The sequence below is a fragment of the Acidocella aminolytica 101 = DSM 11237 genome, from assembly GCF_900129125.1.
Taxonomy (GTDB): Bacteria; Pseudomonadota; Alphaproteobacteria; order Acetobacterales; family Acetobacteraceae; genus Acidocella; species Acidocella aminolytica.
The window spans coordinates 1-16,661 of the sequence record NZ_FQVJ01000042.1; the positions used below are offsets into that span (position 1 = coordinate 1).

General features: G+C 58.6%; 14 protein-coding genes and 3 pseudogenes. 8 read left to right on the forward strand and 9 right to left on the reverse strand.

What is annotated here, in order from left to right; genetic code table 11:
- A pseudogene (locus BUB54_RS16775) lies at positions 1 to 384 on the forward strand (hypothetical protein); the annotation flags it as partial.
- Between the two features lie 207 nt (positions 385 to 591).
- Positions 592 to 1,326 carry an ROK family protein gene (locus BUB54_RS16785; RefSeq protein ID WP_073211955.1) on the forward strand — a complete coding sequence of 245 codons (735 nt, stop codon included), beginning with the start codon at positions 592 to 594 and terminating at the stop codon, positions 1,324 to 1,326.
- Positions 1,327 to 1,484: 158 nt separating this feature from the next.
- Here the strand turns inward: BUB54_RS16785 and BUB54_RS16790 are convergent, their stop codons facing one another.
- The 3 genes from BUB54_RS16790 to BUB54_RS16800 all read right to left on the reverse strand — a co-directional run bounded on the left by BUB54_RS16790 (position 1,485) and on the right by BUB54_RS16800 (position 4,624).
- The gene (locus tag BUB54_RS16790) at positions 1,485 to 2,699 is read right to left on the reverse strand and encodes a sugar ABC transporter permease (RefSeq protein ID WP_241869478.1); all 1,215 of its coding nucleotides are present in this window, start codon (positions 2,697 to 2,699) and stop codon (positions 1,485 to 1,487) included.
- Entirely contained in the window at positions 2,696 to 3,463 is a 768-nt protein-coding gene (locus BUB54_RS16795; protein WP_048880470.1) for an ATP-binding cassette domain-containing protein, read from the reverse strand. Before BUB54_RS16795 ends, BUB54_RS16790 begins: the two co-directional genes overlap by 4 nt.
- A 66-nt stretch (positions 3,464 to 3,529) precedes the next feature.
- On the reverse strand, positions 3,530 to 4,624 hold the full coding sequence (locus tag BUB54_RS16800; protein WP_082075803.1) for a sugar ABC transporter substrate-binding protein: 1,095 nt from the start codon (positions 4,622 to 4,624) through the stop codon (positions 3,530 to 3,532).
- Positions 4,625 to 4,962: 338 nt separating this feature from the next.
- Between BUB54_RS16800 and BUB54_RS16805 the strand changes: the two genes are divergently transcribed.
- Both BUB54_RS16805 and BUB54_RS16810 read left to right on the forward strand, forming a co-directional pair.
- Positions 4,963 to 6,102, forward strand: coding sequence for an alpha-hydroxy acid oxidase (locus BUB54_RS16805; RefSeq protein WP_048880472.1), 1,140 nt, complete (start codon positions 4,963 to 4,965; stop codon positions 6,100 to 6,102).
- Positions 6,099 to 6,644: a HutD/Ves family protein gene (locus BUB54_RS16810; RefSeq protein ID WP_082075804.1), complete on the forward strand. Its 546-nt coding sequence runs from the start codon at positions 6,099 to 6,101 to the stop codon at positions 6,642 to 6,644. Before BUB54_RS16805 ends, BUB54_RS16810 begins: the two co-directional genes overlap by 4 nt.
- Before the next feature lie 10 nt (positions 6,645 to 6,654).
- Here the strand turns inward: BUB54_RS16810 and BUB54_RS16815 are convergent, their stop codons facing one another.
- Positions 6,655 to 7,110, reverse strand: coding sequence for an Lrp/AsnC family transcriptional regulator (locus BUB54_RS16815; RefSeq protein WP_048880474.1), 456 nt, complete (start codon positions 7,108 to 7,110; stop codon positions 6,655 to 6,657).
- A 150-nt stretch (positions 7,111 to 7,260) separates the two neighbouring features.
- Here BUB54_RS16815 and BUB54_RS16820 point away from each other — a divergent pair, with 150 nt between their 5' ends.
- Complete coding sequence (locus BUB54_RS16820; protein WP_048880475.1) at positions 7,261 to 8,430, forward strand: phosphoserine transaminase; 1,170 nt, start codon at positions 7,261 to 7,263, stop codon at positions 8,428 to 8,430.
- Positions 8,431 to 8,528: 98 nt separating this feature from the next.
- Positions 8,529 to 10,115, forward strand: a complete 1,587-nt coding sequence (gene serA, locus BUB54_RS16825; RefSeq protein WP_048880476.1) for a phosphoglycerate dehydrogenase — start codon at positions 8,529 to 8,531, stop codon at positions 10,113 to 10,115.
- 630 nt (positions 10,116 to 10,745) lie between these two features.
- On the opposite strand, the pseudogene BUB54_RS21635 reads toward serA, so the two are convergent.
- Positions 10,746 to 11,299: pseudogene (locus BUB54_RS21635) on the reverse strand (IS5 family transposase); the annotation flags it as partial.
- Here BUB54_RS21635 and BUB54_RS20055 point away from each other — a divergent pair.
- Positions 11,285 to 11,978: pseudogene (locus tag BUB54_RS20055) on the forward strand (DDE-type integrase/transposase/recombinase); the annotation flags it as partial. The pseudogenes BUB54_RS21635 and BUB54_RS20055 sit on opposite strands and share 15 nt — an antisense overlap.
- Here the strand turns inward: BUB54_RS20055 and polA are convergent.
- Positions 11,975 to 14,680, reverse strand: coding sequence for a DNA polymerase I (gene polA / locus BUB54_RS16845; protein ID WP_082075766.1), 2,706 nt, complete (start codon positions 14,678 to 14,680; stop codon positions 11,975 to 11,977). The pseudogene BUB54_RS20055 and the gene polA overlap by 4 nt on opposite strands.
- Positions 14,677 to 14,871, reverse strand: coding sequence for a zinc-finger domain-containing protein (locus BUB54_RS16850; protein ID WP_048880147.1), 195 nt, complete (start codon positions 14,869 to 14,871; stop codon positions 14,677 to 14,679). The genes polA and BUB54_RS16850 overlap by 4 nt, the downstream gene beginning before the upstream one ends.
- Before the next feature lie 114 nt (positions 14,872 to 14,985).
- Between BUB54_RS16850 and BUB54_RS16855 the strand changes: the two genes are divergently transcribed.
- The gene (locus BUB54_RS16855) at positions 14,986 to 15,897 is read left to right on the forward strand and encodes an alpha/beta fold hydrolase (RefSeq protein WP_175556540.1); all 912 of its coding nucleotides are present in this window, start codon (positions 14,986 to 14,988) and stop codon (positions 15,895 to 15,897) included.
- Positions 15,898 to 15,905: 8 nt separating this feature from the next.
- Here BUB54_RS16855 and BUB54_RS16860 read toward each other — a convergent pair whose 3' ends face one another.
- Both BUB54_RS16860 and trxA read right to left on the reverse strand, forming a co-directional pair.
- On the reverse strand, positions 15,906 to 16,298 hold the full coding sequence (locus BUB54_RS16860) for an acyl-CoA thioesterase (RefSeq protein WP_048880145.1): 393 nt from the start codon (positions 16,296 to 16,298) through the stop codon (positions 15,906 to 15,908).
- Entirely contained in the window at positions 16,298 to 16,615 is a 318-nt protein-coding gene (gene trxA / locus BUB54_RS16865) for a thioredoxin (RefSeq protein WP_048880144.1), read from the reverse strand. Before trxA ends, BUB54_RS16860 begins: the two co-directional genes overlap by 1 nt.
- Positions 16,616 to 16,661: the final 46 nt, after the last annotated feature.

A 16,661-nucleotide genomic window follows, 5' to 3' on the forward strand; every position in this document is an offset into this window, starting at 1 on the left:
ACGGTCTTCACCGATACGATGCAGAACGGCATTGAAGATATCGGGCCTGGCTATGCTTACGGCATCACCGGCACCATCATGGCGCTGAACAACAAGCTGACCATTACGCCTACCTATGTTGAGTATAATGCCGATTACGGCTTTGGCGGCAGCACCTATAACTATGACGGTGCGTATGGGTTCCCGTCCGGTGTGACGCCAATCCATAACGAAGCAATCCACGTCATCGACGCCGGTTTCAGCTACAGCCTTGCCGATGTGCTCAAGGGCCTCTCCGTTGCCTGGGATACAGATGCCGCGTTTGCCCAGAACAGCTCTGAGTCCAATGTTCACTACAACAACCCGTACTTCAGCAGCCGTTTCTATCTGAAGTACGCGTTCTAATCAGGAGTTTCCTTCTTGCCATCTGTTGCAATTCTCTACAGACCGGTGGCAAGAAACCAAATTTTTCGGCCTGGAAAACAAAACCCCAGGCCTTAAAAAATCTGGTTCTAATGTGAAGACGACGCTGAAAAAGTTTAACGATTTTATAATCAGGGAGGCCTTGCCCGGTTTGCACCAGGCGGGCCTTCTGTATTTTTGGGGACAGATATGAAGGCGACAATACACCCGGATAGAATCCTCTCAATCGACATTGGCGGAACTAGCCTGAAAGCGGCGATTTTAAATGCGTCAGGCGAGATTGTTAGTCCACCTTGTCGATGTCCTACACCGTCTGACTCCACGCCTCTACTGATGATGGAGCATATTGCCGAGCTGATCGCACCGCTGGGGGAATTTGACGCGATTTCCATAGGATTCCCTGGTGCAATCAAGCACGGCATCATTCTCACCGCGCCGAACCTTGGCAGTAAGAACTGGCATGGAACGGATCTGACTGCTCTTATGAACAAGCGCTTTGAGCGGCCCACTCAGCTTGCCAATGATGCGACGCTGCACGGGCTCGGCATTATTGCCGGGGATGGTATTGAAGTTGTGCTGACCCTGGGTACCGGCATGGGGTTTGCCCTATTTCGCAATGGTGTGCCCGCGCCTCAAATTGAATTAGGCCGTCATATTGCTGGTGAAGAGCCCAGCTATGATGATTTCATCGGTGATGCGGCACTAAAGCGCGTGGGTGAAGCGGTCTGGAAAGAGCGGGTGCGGGAAACGATCCGGCGCATTGCCAGCTTGGTGAATTTCGACGTTCTGTATCTGGGCGGTGGAAATTCCCGGCTCTTCACCGCGGACGAAATGCCTGAGGCTGTGCAGCTAGCGGTGAATGAGGCCGGGTTGACCGGTGGTTCTAGGTTGTGGCGCGCGGATGTGAGCATCGCCCTAAAATGATCTTCGGAGGCCCTGGCTTTTTGCCAGGGCCCTCGCCCGCCAAACTGTCTGTAGTCCCAACGTCTATATAAAACCAAAGTTATTTCATAGACTCTTTTAAAACAAAAAAGGGTTGAGCTTATAGCTCAACCCTTTTTCTATTTTAATTGTTGGTTTGTTTAGGCGCGGCCTGAACGCATACGGCGCTGACGCAAAACGGTATCGAGCGTGATAGCGATTAGCAGAATAAAACCTTCAACGCCGAACCGGACAGAAGAAGGCGCACCGACTAAGTTCATTCCGTTGGTTATGCTGGCAATGACCAGCGCACCAAAGAAGGCGCCATACACAGAGCCACGACCACCAAAGAGGCTTGTTCCACCAATGACCGCAGCGGCCACGGCGTTCAACAGCACATCGCCGTCGCCAATGGTTGCAGACGCCACACCAAGGCGCGCGGCATCAAGTAGACCACCAAGCCCAACCAGCGCACCGGCAATGGTGAAAGCGGAAAGCTGAATGAAGCGGACATTGATGCCTGAACGGCGTGCTGCCTCGGCATTGCCTCCCACCGCGTAAAGATGACGGCCATAGCGCATAGACTTCGTGAGGAACGCGCAGAAGAAAAGCGCAGCCAGGAAGATCATGAGCAGGACGGGTATACCTTGATAGGCGCAAAGTAGACCGACACCGATGACAACCACAGCCAGCATGAAAGCGAGCTTGGCAATAACGATGGTGTGGGCTTCACCGGCGCCACGCTTACGGCGGTCCGCATGGCGCATCAGCATCACGATTGCAAACGCCGCGAACAAAACCAGAGAAATGCCCCAGCTCCAAGCTGGCGGAACGTTCAAGGTGCCGACGGCGGTTGAAAGATTATCAGACAGGGGGACAGATCCACCATGCTGCGTCAGCATGGCGAGCACCAGACCTTCCGCGATCATCGCGCCGCCGAGCGACACGACGAAGCTGGGAACGCCGATGCGCGAAACCAGAAGTCCCTGCAGAAAACCGAGCAGAACCGAAGCACCAATACCCAGGAATACGCAGGGCCAGACCGGCAGATTGAGGAAGACCGTGCCTACCGAAAAGACGGAGGCGGCGACTACGCTGCTCCAGCCAATCGACAGATCGATCATGCCAAGCAGGATGACAAATGTTTCCGCCAGGGCCAAAGTGCCGGTCACAACAATCTGCGCGGAGAGATTGCTCAGATTGCGCGGGGTGAGGAAGTGTGGATTGAGAAATTCAAAAACAATCCAGATTGCGATCAAAGCCGCGATGACGGGCATCATGCCAAGATCGGTGGAGTGCATCAATTTCTGCACCCAGCGGTGCAGCGGCGATTGAATCTCTGTTGTTGTCATTGTGTTCACCGCATTTGTGCTCATGCCATGCCTCCGATGGTTGTGCGCGAACCAGTAATGCACCCCACCACGGCTTCCGGCGTTAGTTCGTCTTTGCGCTGTTCCATGACGGTTTCGCCCAGACGCAGCACCACCACGCTATCCGCAACTTCAAAAACATTCTGCATGTTGTGCGTGATGAGGATAACGCCGAAGCCCTGCCCGGCAAGGTCACGCACCAGACGCAACACTTCCGCTGTTTGCGCGACACCCAGCGCGGCTGTCGGCTCATCCATGATGACAAGCTTAGTGCCCCACAGCACGGCACGGGCAATGGCCACGGCCTGGCGCTGGCCACCAGAGAGCGCTGCCACCGGTGTATCCAGAGAAGGAAGATTGACGCGCAATGTTTTTAAAACGCGGCGGGCTTCTTCTTCCATATCGACATCGCGGAGCAGCTTGAACGGCGTACTGACACGTTCGCGACCAAGGAAAAGATTGGCGCAAATGCCGAGATTATCGCAAAGCGCAAGGTCCTGATAAACGGTTTGAATACCGAGCGATGTGGCATCCGCGGGGCGGCGGATTTGAACCTCTTGTCCATCGAGCAAGATACTGCCACTATCAGCTGGGGCGGCACCTGCGATGGCTTTGATGGTGGTGGATTTTCCAGCACCATTGTCGCCGAGCAACGCTGTGACCTCGCCACGCCGCACCGTGAAGCTGACATCGCGCAGCGCCGTGACCGCACCATACTTTTTATGCAGGCCTTTCACGCTCAACAATTCATGCGTGCTGGCTGAATTCATTGGAGTCTCCGAAAAAATTGGAGGTGAAGCGCGCATGGGCGCCTCACCTCCCAAGTTGACGTCGGCTTATTTCTGGCAGAGCGACGCTTTTTTCGCGTCACCCACACAGATGGAAGACAGGCTGGCATAGCCCGAATCAATCACCGCGTTTTTCATGTTGGCGGCTGTCACCACAATCGGGGTCAGCAGCACTGAGGGAACTTCGATTTTGCCGTTATTCACCTTGGCATTCACAAGGTCAGCGGGAACCTTGCCAGTGGCAGCGAGGGACACGGCGAACTTCGCAGCGGCGGCGGCTTCGTCCGGCACATATTTGAACACGGTCATTGACTGCAGACCTTCGAGAATGAAGGTCAAGCCACCATTGGTGGCATCCTGTCCGGTCACGGGCACCTTGCCCGCCAAGCCAACAGCCTGCAGAGCGCGGATGGCGCCGGAAGCTGTGCCGTCATTGGCGGCGAGCACGCCGTCCACCTTGTTATTGAGGCGGGTCAGCGCCTGCTGGGTTTCCTGGAACGCGTTTTCAGGGCTCCAGTTCGGCGTCATCACGGTGTAGCTGATCTTTAACTTGCCTGCTTCCACCAGCGGCTTCAGCACGGAAAGTGCACCGTTGCGGAAGTCAAAAGCGTTCGGGTCCGTCGGGGCGCCGTTGATCATGATGATAGAGCCGCCCGGCTTCACGTGATCCGCGATGTACTGGCCTTGCAACTCACCGACCTTGGTGTTGTTGAATGACACGTAACCGGCAGGCTTGGAGTCCTGAATCAGACGGTCATAAGAAATCACCGGCACATGGTTGCGGGCGGCGTAAGCGACGATCGCGGCACCAGCTTTGCCATCCACCGGGTCCACAACAAGCACGTCAGCGCCATTGGTTATGGCGGACTGCGCTTGGTTAAGCTGGGTGGAGGGGTTGGAGTTGGCGTTTGTGATGATCAGCTTGACGTTCGGGTCGGCCATCTTGGCCATCTTGGTGAATTCTGGACGGTCCACCTGCTCATAACGCGGGGAGGAGTTTTCCGGCAGAAGAAAGGCAACGGTGACCTTCTTGGTGCTAATCTGGCTGACCTGCGGCGGCGACACAGTCTGCGCCATGGCGGGCACAGCCGCGCTCAGCGCCAAAGACAATGCAGTAAAACCATAAAGGGTTTTTGAGTTCATTCTGGCTTTCTCCCTAAAGTGCATTCTTTATCAAAAATCAGGCAGCGCACTCCGGGCTTGAATTCATGAAGCCGGATGGACGCTCACCCTAATTATTTTTACCCTCGTATAAACACTGGTAATCATCACCCTACGCTCTGTCAAGCCGAATTTATCCTGCAAAAAACTATGCTTTCCGCATCGCAGCATCGTGCATCCAATTTGCGCGGCGCCTCCAAACGGAAGCACGCGCGAAAGATTGACCAAAACCAAGCGAATTTTTATCAGAATATCATGAAAAAGACTGGTTTTCGGGCGGCACGGGGTGCCACGAAGCTTCTGCAAAGGACGGTGTCTCCATGTTGCTGACGGTAGCCGATGCCAGATGTCAGGCGCAACGGCGCCTGCCGAGGATCCTCTTTGAATATATTGATGGCGGCGCGGCATCAGAATCAACAATGCACGCCAATGAGGCTGATTTCGCCAAATATCTGCTTGAACAGCGCGTGCTTACCGGCATCACCACGCCAGATTTGAGGGCAAAGTTTCTGGGCAAGACACATGCCCTGCCCTTTATGCTGGGGCCGGTCGGGTTCTTGGGGCTTTATGCGGGCGAAGGTGAAATGAAGGCCGCGCGGGCAGCCGCCAAGGCCGGGGTTGGATTCTGTCTTTCGTGTTTCTCCATCGCCTCCATCACGAGGCTGGCGAAGCAAGTGCCGGCGCAGCCGATGTTCCAGCTCTATGTCCTTAAAGATCGTAGCTTGGCGCTGGACATGATGGGAGCGGCCAGGGCGGCGGGGGTGAAGACGCTGTTTGTGACCGTGGATTGCGCCGTAACCGCGATACGCGAGCGCGACGTACGTAACGGCTTTCGGACGCTAACGCGTGTGCCACCAGTGTTGGCCTTGAAACTGGCCCAGCGGCCACGCTGGTGCCTGGAGATGCTGCGTCAGGGTAAGCTGCGGGTAGAGGCTCTGGAGGGACGCAAGGAGTTCGGCCGTGGCGTGCTGGCGCAGGCCGCCGCTCTCTCAGCGCGAATCGATCCGGGGCTAGCCTGGAAAGATCTTGCCTGGGTACGGACACAATGGCCGGGGAAGATTATTCTGAAAGGCATCATGCACCCCCAGGACGCGAACTGGGCACAGCAGCTTGGCATGGATGGGATTGTTGTTTCCAACCATGGCGGGCGGCAACTGGATGGGGCGGGTTCCACCATCTCCCAACTGGCGGATATTGCAGCAGCGGCGCCGGAGATTGAGGTGCTGGTTGATGGTGGGTTTCGGCGCGGTGCCGATATTGTAAAGGCGCTGGCGCTGGGGGCCTCGGGCGTGATGCTGGGACGCGCGATGGCGTATGCGCTAGCGGCGGGCGGTGAAGCCGGGGTTGGAGCCATAATCGCGCATCTGGCGAAGGAGATTGAAATTGCCCTGGCGCTGATGGGATGCCCGGACATTGCCACGCTGCGCGCTGAGGGCGCGCGATTTGTCCGGCAAGTATGATGCAGCTTTTGCCTGCCGCCGCGCGCATTGAAGTGGCTTGGAAAAACGGGGGTGGCGTTACGTCCGTTGTGGCCAGCGCACCGGGCAGATTGCGTGAATTTGGTTGGCGGCTAAGTTTGGCTGAAGTGAGTCAGGCGGGAGCGTTTTCGTGCTTTCCTGGTATCTCCCGATTCATGGGGATTTTGCAAGGGCGGTTACGGTTGGAGGTTGAGGGACAGCAACCCGTGGAACTCTCTCCGGCGGGACCGGCTTTTGGCTTTGCCGGTGATGCTGCAACCCATGCCGCTCCGGTGGGTGGGGCAGTGCACAATATTAATTTGATGTTTGATCCGGCCTGTTTCACCGCATCACTGGATTATGAGCCGGAGGGCATACAGCGCCCGGCCTGCGCGGCAGCATATCTGATGCTCACCCTGGGGCCGATGATGTTGAACGGCACCGCCCTGGGCGCGCTGGATGCTGCCTTGTTGCCTTCCGGAGAGGCCGTGGACGCTCAAGGCGGCGGTGCGTGGATTGCCGCTTTAGCCCCCGCAGCGCCGTGAGGTTTCGGGGTCAGATGGGGAGCGCGCCCTCTTTCATGCGCTCCATCGCAAAGCGGCTCGACACATTCCGCAGCGGCACCATCTCGATCAGCTTGCGGTAGAAGGAGTCGTAAGCAGCGATATCCGGCACCACGACATGCAGCAGGTAATCGACATCGCCGCTCATTCGCCACGCCCCCACAATCTCGGGGGTATTTTGAACCGCCTCGTGAAACTTGCCTAGCCAGGAGGCGGAATGGTCGCTTGTTTCAACGGAAACAAACACCGAGACAGGCAGACCGAGCTTGTCTGCGTCCAGCACCGCAACGCGCCCTTTGATGATGCCTGCTTCTTCCATGCGCTTGATGCGCTTCCAGCAGGGTGTTGCGGTCAGCCCCACCTTCTCGGCAATGTCATTGAGTGAGAGCGAGGCGTCCGCCGCCAGCAGGCGCAGGATGGAACGATCGATCGGGTCCAGTTCGCTCATGGGCCGTGCGGGGCCTTTCAGTAACAATTAATCCATAAAGCAGGCAGGGATGCGCCAAAGAGGCTTGCGGCAACGACTAAATCGCAGTAGAGGCCTCCTCGGGTCACGCTCCCCCACCGGAGCGCTTTTCTTCTGTAAGGGAGAGTTTTAATGGCAGATTTTTCTCCAGTCGCCAAGCCGGCAGTGCATCCGCAGAATCCCAATTTCTCATCCGGCCCTTGCGCCAAGCGCCCCGGCTTCTCGCTGACCGCCCTTGAAGGCGCGCTGCTCGGCCGCTCGCACCGCGCGAAAGGTCCGAAAGCCAAGCTAGCCGAGGTGATTACCCTCTCCAAGCAGATCCTTGGCATGCCGGAAGGCTGGCGCCTGGGTATTGTTCCCGCGTCCGACACCGGCGCGGTTGAGATGGCCCTTTGGTCTCTGCTCGGTGCCCGCCCTGTTGATGTGCTTGCGCATGAGAGCTTCTCCGAAGCCTGGGCGACGGATGTGGTCAAGCAACTGAAGCTGGCCGATGCCCGCGTGATTAAGGCCGCTTACGGACAGTTGCCGGATGTAACGCAGATCGATTTCAGCCACGACATTGTGCTAGCCTGGAACGGCACCACCTCAGGTGTACGCTTCCCTAATGGCGATTTCATCCCGGCTGACCGTGAAGGTCTGGTGATCGCGGACTGCACCTCCGCCGCCTTCGCTATGGATCTGCCATGGGGCAAGCTGGATGTTGTTACTTGGTCCTGGCAGAAAGTACTGGGTGGTGAAGCCGGGCATGGTATGTTGGCTCTCTCCCCGCGCGCGGTGGAACGCCTGCTGACTTACACCCCGGCTTGGCCGCTGCCCAAGATTTTCCGCCTGACCTCCAAGGGCAAGCTGAGCGAGGGCATCTTCGTTGGTGAGACGATCAACACCCCCTCCATGCTCTGTGTTGAAGATGCGCTGGATGGCCTGCGCTGGGCCGAGAGCGTGGGCGGGCTGAAGGGACTGATTGCCCGTTCCGAAGCCAACCTGAAGGCGATCGCTGACTGGGTTGAGGGCAACGAGCGCGTGCGCTTCCTGGCCGAAGACGCCTCCGTGCGCTCCTGCACCTCCATCTGCCTTGCCATCGACGCGCCATGGTTCAAAGCGCTGGATGCTGAAGGCCAAGCCAAGGCCGCTAAGACGGTTGCCGCGCTATTGGAGAAAGAGAACGCAGCGCTGGACACTGGTGCGTACCGCGACGCGCCTCCGGGCCTGCGGATCTGGGGTGGTGCCACCATCGAGAAGTCCGACATTCTGGCGCTGCTGCCCTGGATCGACTACGCGATCGACACGGTCGCCCAGGCTTGAAAGCCGGGGCGATAATCTCGCCCGTCATCCAATTTTTCAAAAGTCTTTGATGCCGCTTTTTATATGAGCGGTGAAAAACCCCTGCAAGGATTCCACACATGGTCAAGGTTCTGATTAGCGACAAGCTGTCGCCCGCCGCCATCGAGATATTCAAAAGCCGTGGCGTTGACGTTGATGTGAAGGTGGGCATGACACCCGCCGAGTTGCGTGAAATTGTCGGCCAGTATGACGGCCTCGCCATCCGCTCCGCCACCAAGGTGACGAAGGAAGTGCTGGACGTGGCAAGCAACCTCAAGGTTGTTGGCCGCGCTGGCATTGGCGTGGATAATGTAGACGTAAAGTCCGCCACCTCGCGCGGCGTGGTGGTGATGAACACACCCAACGGCAATGCCATCACGACCGCCGAGCATGCGATTGCGATGATGTTCGCGCTGGCCCGGCAGCTACCGGAAGCGACCGCGTCCACCAAGGCTGGTAAGTGGGAGAAAAACCGCTTCATGGGCGTTGAACTGACCGGCAAGGTGCTGGGGCTGATCGGCTGCGGGAATATCGGCTCCATCGTCGCAGACCGCGCGGTTGGGCTGAAGATGAAGGTACTGGCGTATGATCCGTTCCTGACCGAAGCCCGCGCCGTGGAGCTGGGCGTTGAGAAGGCGGACCTGGACACGGTGTTCGCCAAGGCTGACTTCATCACCCTGCACACGCCACTTATTGAAGCGACGCGCAACATCATCTCCCGCGAGGCGATTGCGAAGATGAAGAAGGGCGTGAGGATTATCAACTGCGCTCGCGGCGGGCTGGTTGACGAGGCAGCTTTGTATGACGCACTTGTGTCCGGCCATGTTGCAGGCGCAGCGCTGGACGTGTTTGAGGTGGAGCCCGCCAAAGAGAACAAGCTGTTCGAGCTGGAGAACGTGGTTTGCACCCCGCATCTGGGCGCCTCCACCTCTGAGGCGCAAGAAAATGTGGCACTGCAGGTCGCTGAGCAGATTTCCGACTTCCTGCTCACCGGCTCCGTGACCAATGCACTGAACATGCCGAGCGTCACCGCCGAGGAAGCCCCGCGCCTGCGCCCCTACATGGAGCTTTGCCGCCTGCTGGGCGCCTTTGCCGGACAGCTAACCCGCGCGCAGGATGGGACTATCCAGCGAATTCTCATTGAGTATGAAGGCGCCGTTGCCAACCTGAATCACCGCCCGCTGAACGCGACCTCTCTTGCCGGTCTGCTGGGCCCGGTGATGGAAGGTGTGAACATGGTGAACGCCCCGGTTCTGGCGCGTGACCATGGGATCGAGGTGGCAGAAGCCTCTAGCGACCGCACGGGCGATTATCAGACGCTGGTGCGCATCTCCGTGACCACAGAGAAAGGCACGCGCGCTGTGGCGGGCACACTGATCGGCAATGGCAAGCCGCGTCTAGTTGAGATTAAGGGCATTAAAGTGGAGGCGGATTTTGCGCCGCATATGCTGTATGTCACCAACAAGGACAAACCGGGCTTTATCGGACGGTTCGGCACCACACTGGCGGACGCAGGCGTGAACATCGCCACCTTCCATCTGGGCCGCGCTGCCGAGGGCGAGGACGCCATCTGCCTTGTCTCCACCGATGGAGAGACGCCGGAAACCGTGCTGGAGAAAGTCCGCGCCCTGCCGCTAGTGATGCAGGCGACCAACCTGGCGTTCTGATACAGAGTGGTTTTACCGGGATTTTTGGGGGCGGTCCTTTGAAGGGGGCCGCTCCTTCTTGTGTCTGGGCGGCTTGAAAGGTCACGACGTATAGCAAAAGCTTGAGCAAGGTTAACAGGAGAATGAAACGATGCTCGAAACTAAGGGCGTTTGGTAGTGTCATGAGCGCTTTGATGTTACTTCAGACTTGGAAACGCCCGCTCCAGCCAATACTGCTTAGGCTTCAGGCAAAGAAGGAAATGGAGATGCCGCCCTCACCACTGCTGTGATTGACTGGAATGCGCCAGCTTACAGGAAAGTAAGTTCCGCGCAAAAAATAGTTCGAGAAATGATAGAGCCGTTACCTAATGATATGAAACAGGGCTTGATCCAGAGTTACGGCGAAACGCCCCACCCTCCACTTACGGGGAACAGTAACCACTAAGGAACCTTATGTGGACGGCCTCGGCGTGACAAGTATTTTTGGCTCTCTAAAGCCTGTTCTATATGGTTGCAATTCTTAATGAAGTATGGGCGTTACGGTCAGCATCACAATCATGATCCAGGCGGTGTCGGACCAAGGTTTTCCTGCGGTCTGGGCCGCGGTCAAATTGGATTTTGTGGCAGCCTCTTGGGTATCATTTTAGGAAGTTTGCGCCGGTTTTTCGCTTTCTCGACCTCGTCGACCACGCCCTTGACCCTGCAACGACGGTTTGTGAAATCCCTGGCCCGGGGCGGGCATCAGCGTCAACGGATGACCTCGCGCTGGCCGCTATAAGCCTGATCGCCCCAGACCTGTATTTCATCCCCATGCAGCAGGTCTTCCAGCACCGTGCTGTCAAGCGCATTCGCGGCCGTAGCCGCCACGGCGTGGATAAGCCTGGTCTTGGAATCCACACCGATATCCGCCTTCATGCCAAAATACCATTGGTTGGCCTTGCGGGTCTGGCGCATCTCGGGATCGCGCGCCTTCGCCTCGTTCTTCGTCGAGGACGGCGCATGCACGATGGTCGCATCAACGATTGTGCCGGTGGAAATCCGTAACCCGCGCGTGGCCAGATACTTGTTCACGTCTCGTAGGATCTCGCTGCACAACTCGTGGCGCTCCAGAAGTTGAGGATCGTTGTCTCATCGGGTACAGGCTCGCGCCCCAGGTCGATGCCAACAAACCGGCTCATCACCTCGGAATCATAAAGCGCGTCTTGCGGGCTGAATGCCTTAATCGGCGTCCTCCCAAGCCATTGCCCCAGCCAGCCAAAGGGCAAGGGCAGTTTCGGGACTATGACCTCGACTACGTCCATATCAACGTTAAACACCTACCGAAGCTACGGACCGCAGATGGTGAGGTGCGCAAGCGCTATCTCTATGTCGCAATCGATCGCTGCTCGTGTTTCGTACACTTGGCCGTCTTCGACGCCGAAAATGCCGTCAACGCAGTCGCGTTCCTAGCAGCGGCGCAAAAAGCCTTCCCCCTTCCACATCACGCATGTGCTGACAGATCGTGGGGCTTGCTTCGCCGCCGATGATTTTGAGAACGCTTGTGAGAAAATCAAGGTTATACGGCGCACGACCAAACCCTACACGCCGCAAACCAATGGCATGGTCGAGCGCTTCAACGGTCGCATTGCAAGCGAAGTTCTCGGCATTAACGTCGCCGGAAATGCATATCTCGAAATATTTCTTCACGGCTTCAACTATGCTTACAACGGGCGACGACAACGCGTGCTGTCCGGGGGCTCACCCATTGACACCGTTCGTCGACATCTTGCACGCAATGGACGCTTGGCAAACCCACACTACAAGCCCGCAGACAGCAATGACCTGCTGCCAAAGGTCGATGAAATCCTCTATTATGCCAATGACGTCTCGCAACCAGACAACTAATGCGCCTTTCCCCAATTCTTCCCAATCCCCGTCTCCACCACCAGGGGCACTGACAAGGTTACTGCGTTTTGCATAACGTCTTGTGCCAGCTTTGCTGCGGCTTTGACTTCGTCATCTGGAGCTTCAAAGAGAAGTTCGTCGTGCACCTGGAGCAAGAGTTTCGCGTTAAGGCCAGCTTCCTTCAAAGCCTTTGGTAATTTCACCATCGCGCGTTTGATGATGTCCGCCGCGCCGCCTTGCAAGGGCGCATTAATGGCCTGGCGTTCCGCGTAAGCACGCAAAGCGGGGATTTTGTCTTTTATGCGCGGCACCCAGCAGCGGCGGCCGAAGGGGGTGAGCACGAAACCATCCGTGCGGGCCTGCTCCTTCGTGTTGTCCATATAGGCGCGGATTTCGGGGTAGCGTTTGAAATAAGCGTCGATATAGCTCTTGGCCTCACCTGCGGAAATGCCAAGCTGACGCCCCAGGCCGAAGGCGGAGATGCCGTAGATGATACCGAAATTAATCGCCTTCGCGCGCCGGCGGGTGGCGCTGTCCATGTCTTTCATCGGCACGCCGAACACTTCCGAGGCCGTGCGGGCGTGGATGTCTTCACCGTTGGCAAAACTCTCCTTCAGCGCGGGAATATCCGCGACATGCGCCAGAAGCCGAAGCTCGATCTGCGAATAATCCGCCGAGACCAAGCTGTGCCCTGGTGCCGCGATGAAGGCCTTGCGGATGCGCCCGCCTTCCTCGGTTCTGATGGGAATATTCTGCAAATTCGGATCGGTGGAGGAAAGCCGCCCGGTGGTGGTGGCCGCCATCTGAAAGTTGGTGTGCACGCGGCCGGTTTTGGGGTCGATCTGCCCCACCAGCGCGTCCGCGTAGGTGGATTTCAGCTTGGAAAGCTGGCGCCAATCCATCACCCGCGCGGCAATTTCCTCGCCTTGTTCGGCCAGTGTTTCCAGCACGGAGGAATCCGTGCCCCAGGCGCCGGTTTTGCCTTTCTTGCCGCCGGAGAGTTTCATTTCCTCAAACAGCACCTCGCCCAGTTGCTTCGGGCTGCCGACATTGAACTCGTGCCCCGCGAGCTTGTGGATCTGTTTCTCGAACGCGCCCATGCGGCGCTCAAACTCGGCGGACATGGCGGAAAGATCGTCCTTGTCCACCAGCACGCCGGCGGCTTCCATTTCCGCCAGGACGGGAATGAGTTTTTTCTCCAGCAATTCGTAGAGGGCGAGGGATTTATGCACGCGCAGAGCGGGCTTGAGCTGCCCCCAGAGGCGCAACACCACATCCGCCGCCTCACCTGCATAGGCGGTGGCTTTTTCCACCGGGGCCTCGGCGAAGTTCACGCGGTTGCGACCCATGCCAGTGACATCGTCAGCGGATTTGACGCTGTGGGAGAGATGCACGCGGGCCAAAGTGGCGAGGTCCTGCGCGAAATTCCCGGCATCCTGAGCGTAGGAAATGAGCATGGCGTCATCCAGCGGCGCCACCGTTGCCAGCCCGGCGCGGTGCAGGGCTTCCAGCGAGAATTTCGCGTCGTGGAAAATTTTCAGCACCGCAACGTCGGTAAAGATCGCGTTCAGGACTTCGGCCGCTTCATCCCAGGGGAGCTGCGGCTCGGCATCCAGCGTGACATGGTGCTTGAGGGGCAGATACGCCCCCTGCCCTGGCTTCGTCGCCACTCCCAGCCCGACCAGATTGCCGTGCAGGCCGTTGGGATTATCCGTCTGGACGGAGAGAGCGAGCAAACCGGTCTCGCGCGCCGTGGCGGCGATTTCGCGCAACTCTTCCAGCTTGTAAATGGGTTTGTAGGGGCCGAAGGGGGCGTTGCTGTGCTCCACCTCCACAGCCTCCTCCGCGACGCCGTCCTCAAGACCGAGGCGGTGGCGGATGGAGCGGAAATTATTTTCCACCAGGAAGGCGCGCAGCACCGCCGCGTCCCATGCCTTCACCCCAAGCTCATTCACCGGCACGGGCAAGGGCGCGTCGTCGCGCAGGGTGACGAGTTGTTTGGAAAGTCGCGCGGCCTCGGCATGGTCAATCAGCGATTCGCGGCGCTTGGACGGCTTCATGGAGGGTGCAGCCTCCAGCACTTTTTCCAACGTGCCATATTCGTCGATGAGCGCCGCCGCGCCCTTGGGGCCAATGCCCGGCACGCCCGGCACGTTATCCACCGAGTCGCCAATGAGGGCCTGGACCTCGATTACCTTATCCGGCGTGACGCCGAATTTTTTCGCGACTTCCTCCAGGCCAATGGGGGTGTTCTTCATCGGGTCCAGCATTTCCACGCCGTCCCGTAAAAGCTGCATCAAATCCTTGTCGGAAGAGACGATGACGACCTCGCCCCCCTCCTCCCGCGCGGCTTTGGCGTAGGCGGCGATAAGGTCGTCCGCTTCCCAATCCTCAAGCTCGATGGCGGGCACGCCGAAGGCTTTTGTGGCCTCGCGGATGAGCGCGAATTGCGGTACCAGCTCCGGTGGCGGGGGCGGCCGGTGGGCCTTGTACTGGCCGTAAATGCGGTCACGGAATGTTTTGCGTCCGGCATCGAAGATCACCGCCAGATGCGTGCCGGTATGATCCTTCAACAGCCGTGCCAGCATGTTGCAGAAGCCGAAAACCGCATTCACATGCACGCCATCGTCGCGCTGCATGTCCGGGATGGCGTGAAAGGCCCGGAAGATAAAACCCGAGCCGTCAACCAGGACGAGTTTCAATGGCTCTCGTCCACGGCGTCGGCGTCCAGGACGAAGATGCGCGAGCAATAGGGGCAGGCGACTTGCTTGCCGGGAATCTGTAGGTAAACCCTGGGGTGGCCAAGCGGCCCGGCGCCGCCGTCGCAGGAGACAGAACGGGTTTTTACATGAATGATCTCGGAATGATTGATCGAATCCGTCTGTACGCTCATGGGGCCCTTCTCCGTTTCAAAGCTTTAACCGCTCCTCTCTTAGCTTTATTCCGCGCGGCACCCAAGCTGGGGCTGGCATTGGTGGTATCCGGCTGTGCCTCCAGCCCGTTCGGGGTGCCGAAAGCAAGGCCGGGGCATCCCATCATCACCTCGGGCTATTTTGAGCTGAAGGACGGAGCCCGGCAGCCTTACCGGCTGTACCCGGCGCGAGGGAAGGTGAAAGAGGTGGTGCTGGCGCTGCACGGCTATACCGACAGCCGGGACGGGTGGGCGATTCTGGCCAGCTACCTGAACCCGCACGGCGTGGAGATTTACGCGCCAGACCTTTCCTCCTTCGGGGCGACGAAAAACCGGGGCTATTGGCCGGGAACCAAGGTGCTGGTGGATGAATCGCGGGATGAGGCGGAGCAATTGCGCGCCCGCTATCCGCACACGCCGCTTTACATCATGGGCGAGAGCATGGGCGGGGCGATTGGCATTTTGCTCGGTGCCTCGGCCAACCCGCCGCCGGTGGAGGGGTATGTGCTCTCAGCCCCCGCCGTGTGGGGCGGGCCGGTGATGGACCCGCTTTATAAGGTGACGCTGCGGGTGGCGGATTTCTTCGCCCCAGGCAAACGGCTGACTGGGCAGTCATTGCACGTTAAAGCCTCGGACAACGTCGCGGCGCTGATTGCTTTTGGGGAGGATCCGCTGACCATCCATGCCCCGCGCATCGACAATATCGCCGGGCTGGTGAAACTGATGGGCCAGGCCCAGGAGGCGTGCGGGCATTTCAGGCAGAAGGCGCTGTTTCTTTATGGCGGGCACGACGAACTGATCCCAAAAGAGGCGATGCGCGCCTGCTGGCGGGCGATTCCGGTCAAGGCGCCGGTGGCGCTGGCTTATTACCCGCCGGATTATCATTTGATCACACGCGATCTGGAGCGGGCGGTGCCGAACGCGGATATTCTGGCGTTTCTGGAGGGGCTTGGGTTGCCCTCCAGCGCCCCGAGCCAGGCGACGATTTTCCTGGCAACGGGAGGCTGAAACCCGGCTTACACCTTGCCGGGCAACGGCCGGGGGCGGCCGGTGGAGTCGATGGCCACGAACTTAAACACCGCCTTGGTCACGCGCTCGTCATTCTGCTCGGCGCGTTCCCGCCGCCAAGCCTCGACGGAAATATTCATCGAGGTGCGGCCGGTGGAGAGAAGCTCGCAATAGACGCTCACCTCATCGCCCACTTTCACCGGGCGGATGAAGCTCATCGCCTCAACGGACACGGTCACGCAACGCCCATGCGCCGCGCGCTGGGCGAGGTTGCCCGCCGCCAAGTCCATCTGGCTCATCAGCCAGCCGCCAAAAATATCGCCATTGGCATTGGCATCCGCGGGCATGGCAATGGCGCGAATCATCGGCATGGTATCCGGCGGGCACGCGCGGTCGGACATTAAAGGCTCTTCTCGATCCAGGCTTTGAGAACGGATTTGGGCGCCGCGCCCACCTGCTGGGCCGCCACCTGGCCGTCCTTGAAGATCAGCAAGGTTGGGATGCCGCGCACGCCATATTGGGTGGGGGTCATCGGATTCTCGTCGATATTCACCTTCACCACTTCAAGCTTGCCGTCATATTCCTCGGCCAGGGCTTCAAGCGACGGAGCGATGGACCGGCACGGACCGCACCATTCAGCCCAGAAATCCACCAGAACGGGCTTGCCGGATTTCAGCACATCCGTCGCGAAGGTTTCGTCGGTTACGGCTTTGTTCATGATACACCCAATAGAAGTAGAATTTTTCGTAACATGGCGGTGAATG

Bases quoted from the DNA above. Each gene is read 5' to 3' on its own strand.
- trxA (WP_048880144.1), bottom strand. From the start codon at position 16,615: ATGAACAAAGCCGTAACCGACGAAACCTTCGCGACGGATGTGCTGAAA.
- BUB54_RS16800 (WP_082075803.1), bottom strand. From the start codon at position 4,624: ATGAACTCAAAAACCCTTTATGGTTTTACTGCATTGTCTTTGGCGCTG.
- BUB54_RS16785 (WP_073211955.1), top strand. From the start codon at position 592: ATGAAGGCGACAATACACCCGGATAGAATCCTCTCAATCGACATTGGC.
- BUB54_RS16860 (WP_048880145.1), bottom strand. From the start codon at position 16,298: ATGTCCGACCGCGCGTGCCCGCCGGATACCATGCCGATGATTCGCGCC.
- BUB54_RS16850 (WP_048880147.1), bottom strand. From the start codon at position 14,871: ATGAGCGTACAGACGGATTCGATCAATCATTCCGAGATCATTCATGTA.
- BUB54_RS16790 (WP_241869478.1), bottom strand. From the start codon at position 2,699: ATGAGCACAAATGCGGTGAACACAATGACAACAACAGAGATTCAATCG.
- serA (WP_048880476.1), top strand. From the start codon at position 8,529: ATGGTCAAGGTTCTGATTAGCGACAAGCTGTCGCCCGCCGCCATCGAG.
- BUB54_RS16805 (WP_048880472.1), top strand. From the start codon at position 4,963: ATGTTGCTGACGGTAGCCGATGCCAGATGTCAGGCGCAACGGCGCCTG.
- BUB54_RS16810 (WP_082075804.1), top strand. From the start codon at position 6,099: ATGATGCAGCTTTTGCCTGCCGCCGCGCGCATTGAAGTGGCTTGGAAA.
- BUB54_RS16795 (WP_048880470.1), bottom strand. From the start codon at position 3,463: ATGAATTCAGCCAGCACGCATGAATTGTTGAGCGTGAAAGGCCTGCAT.
- BUB54_RS16820 (WP_048880475.1), top strand. From the start codon at position 7,261: ATGGCAGATTTTTCTCCAGTCGCCAAGCCGGCAGTGCATCCGCAGAAT.
- BUB54_RS16815 (WP_048880474.1), bottom strand. From the start codon at position 7,110: ATGAGCGAACTGGACCCGATCGATCGTTCCATCCTGCGCCTGCTGGCG.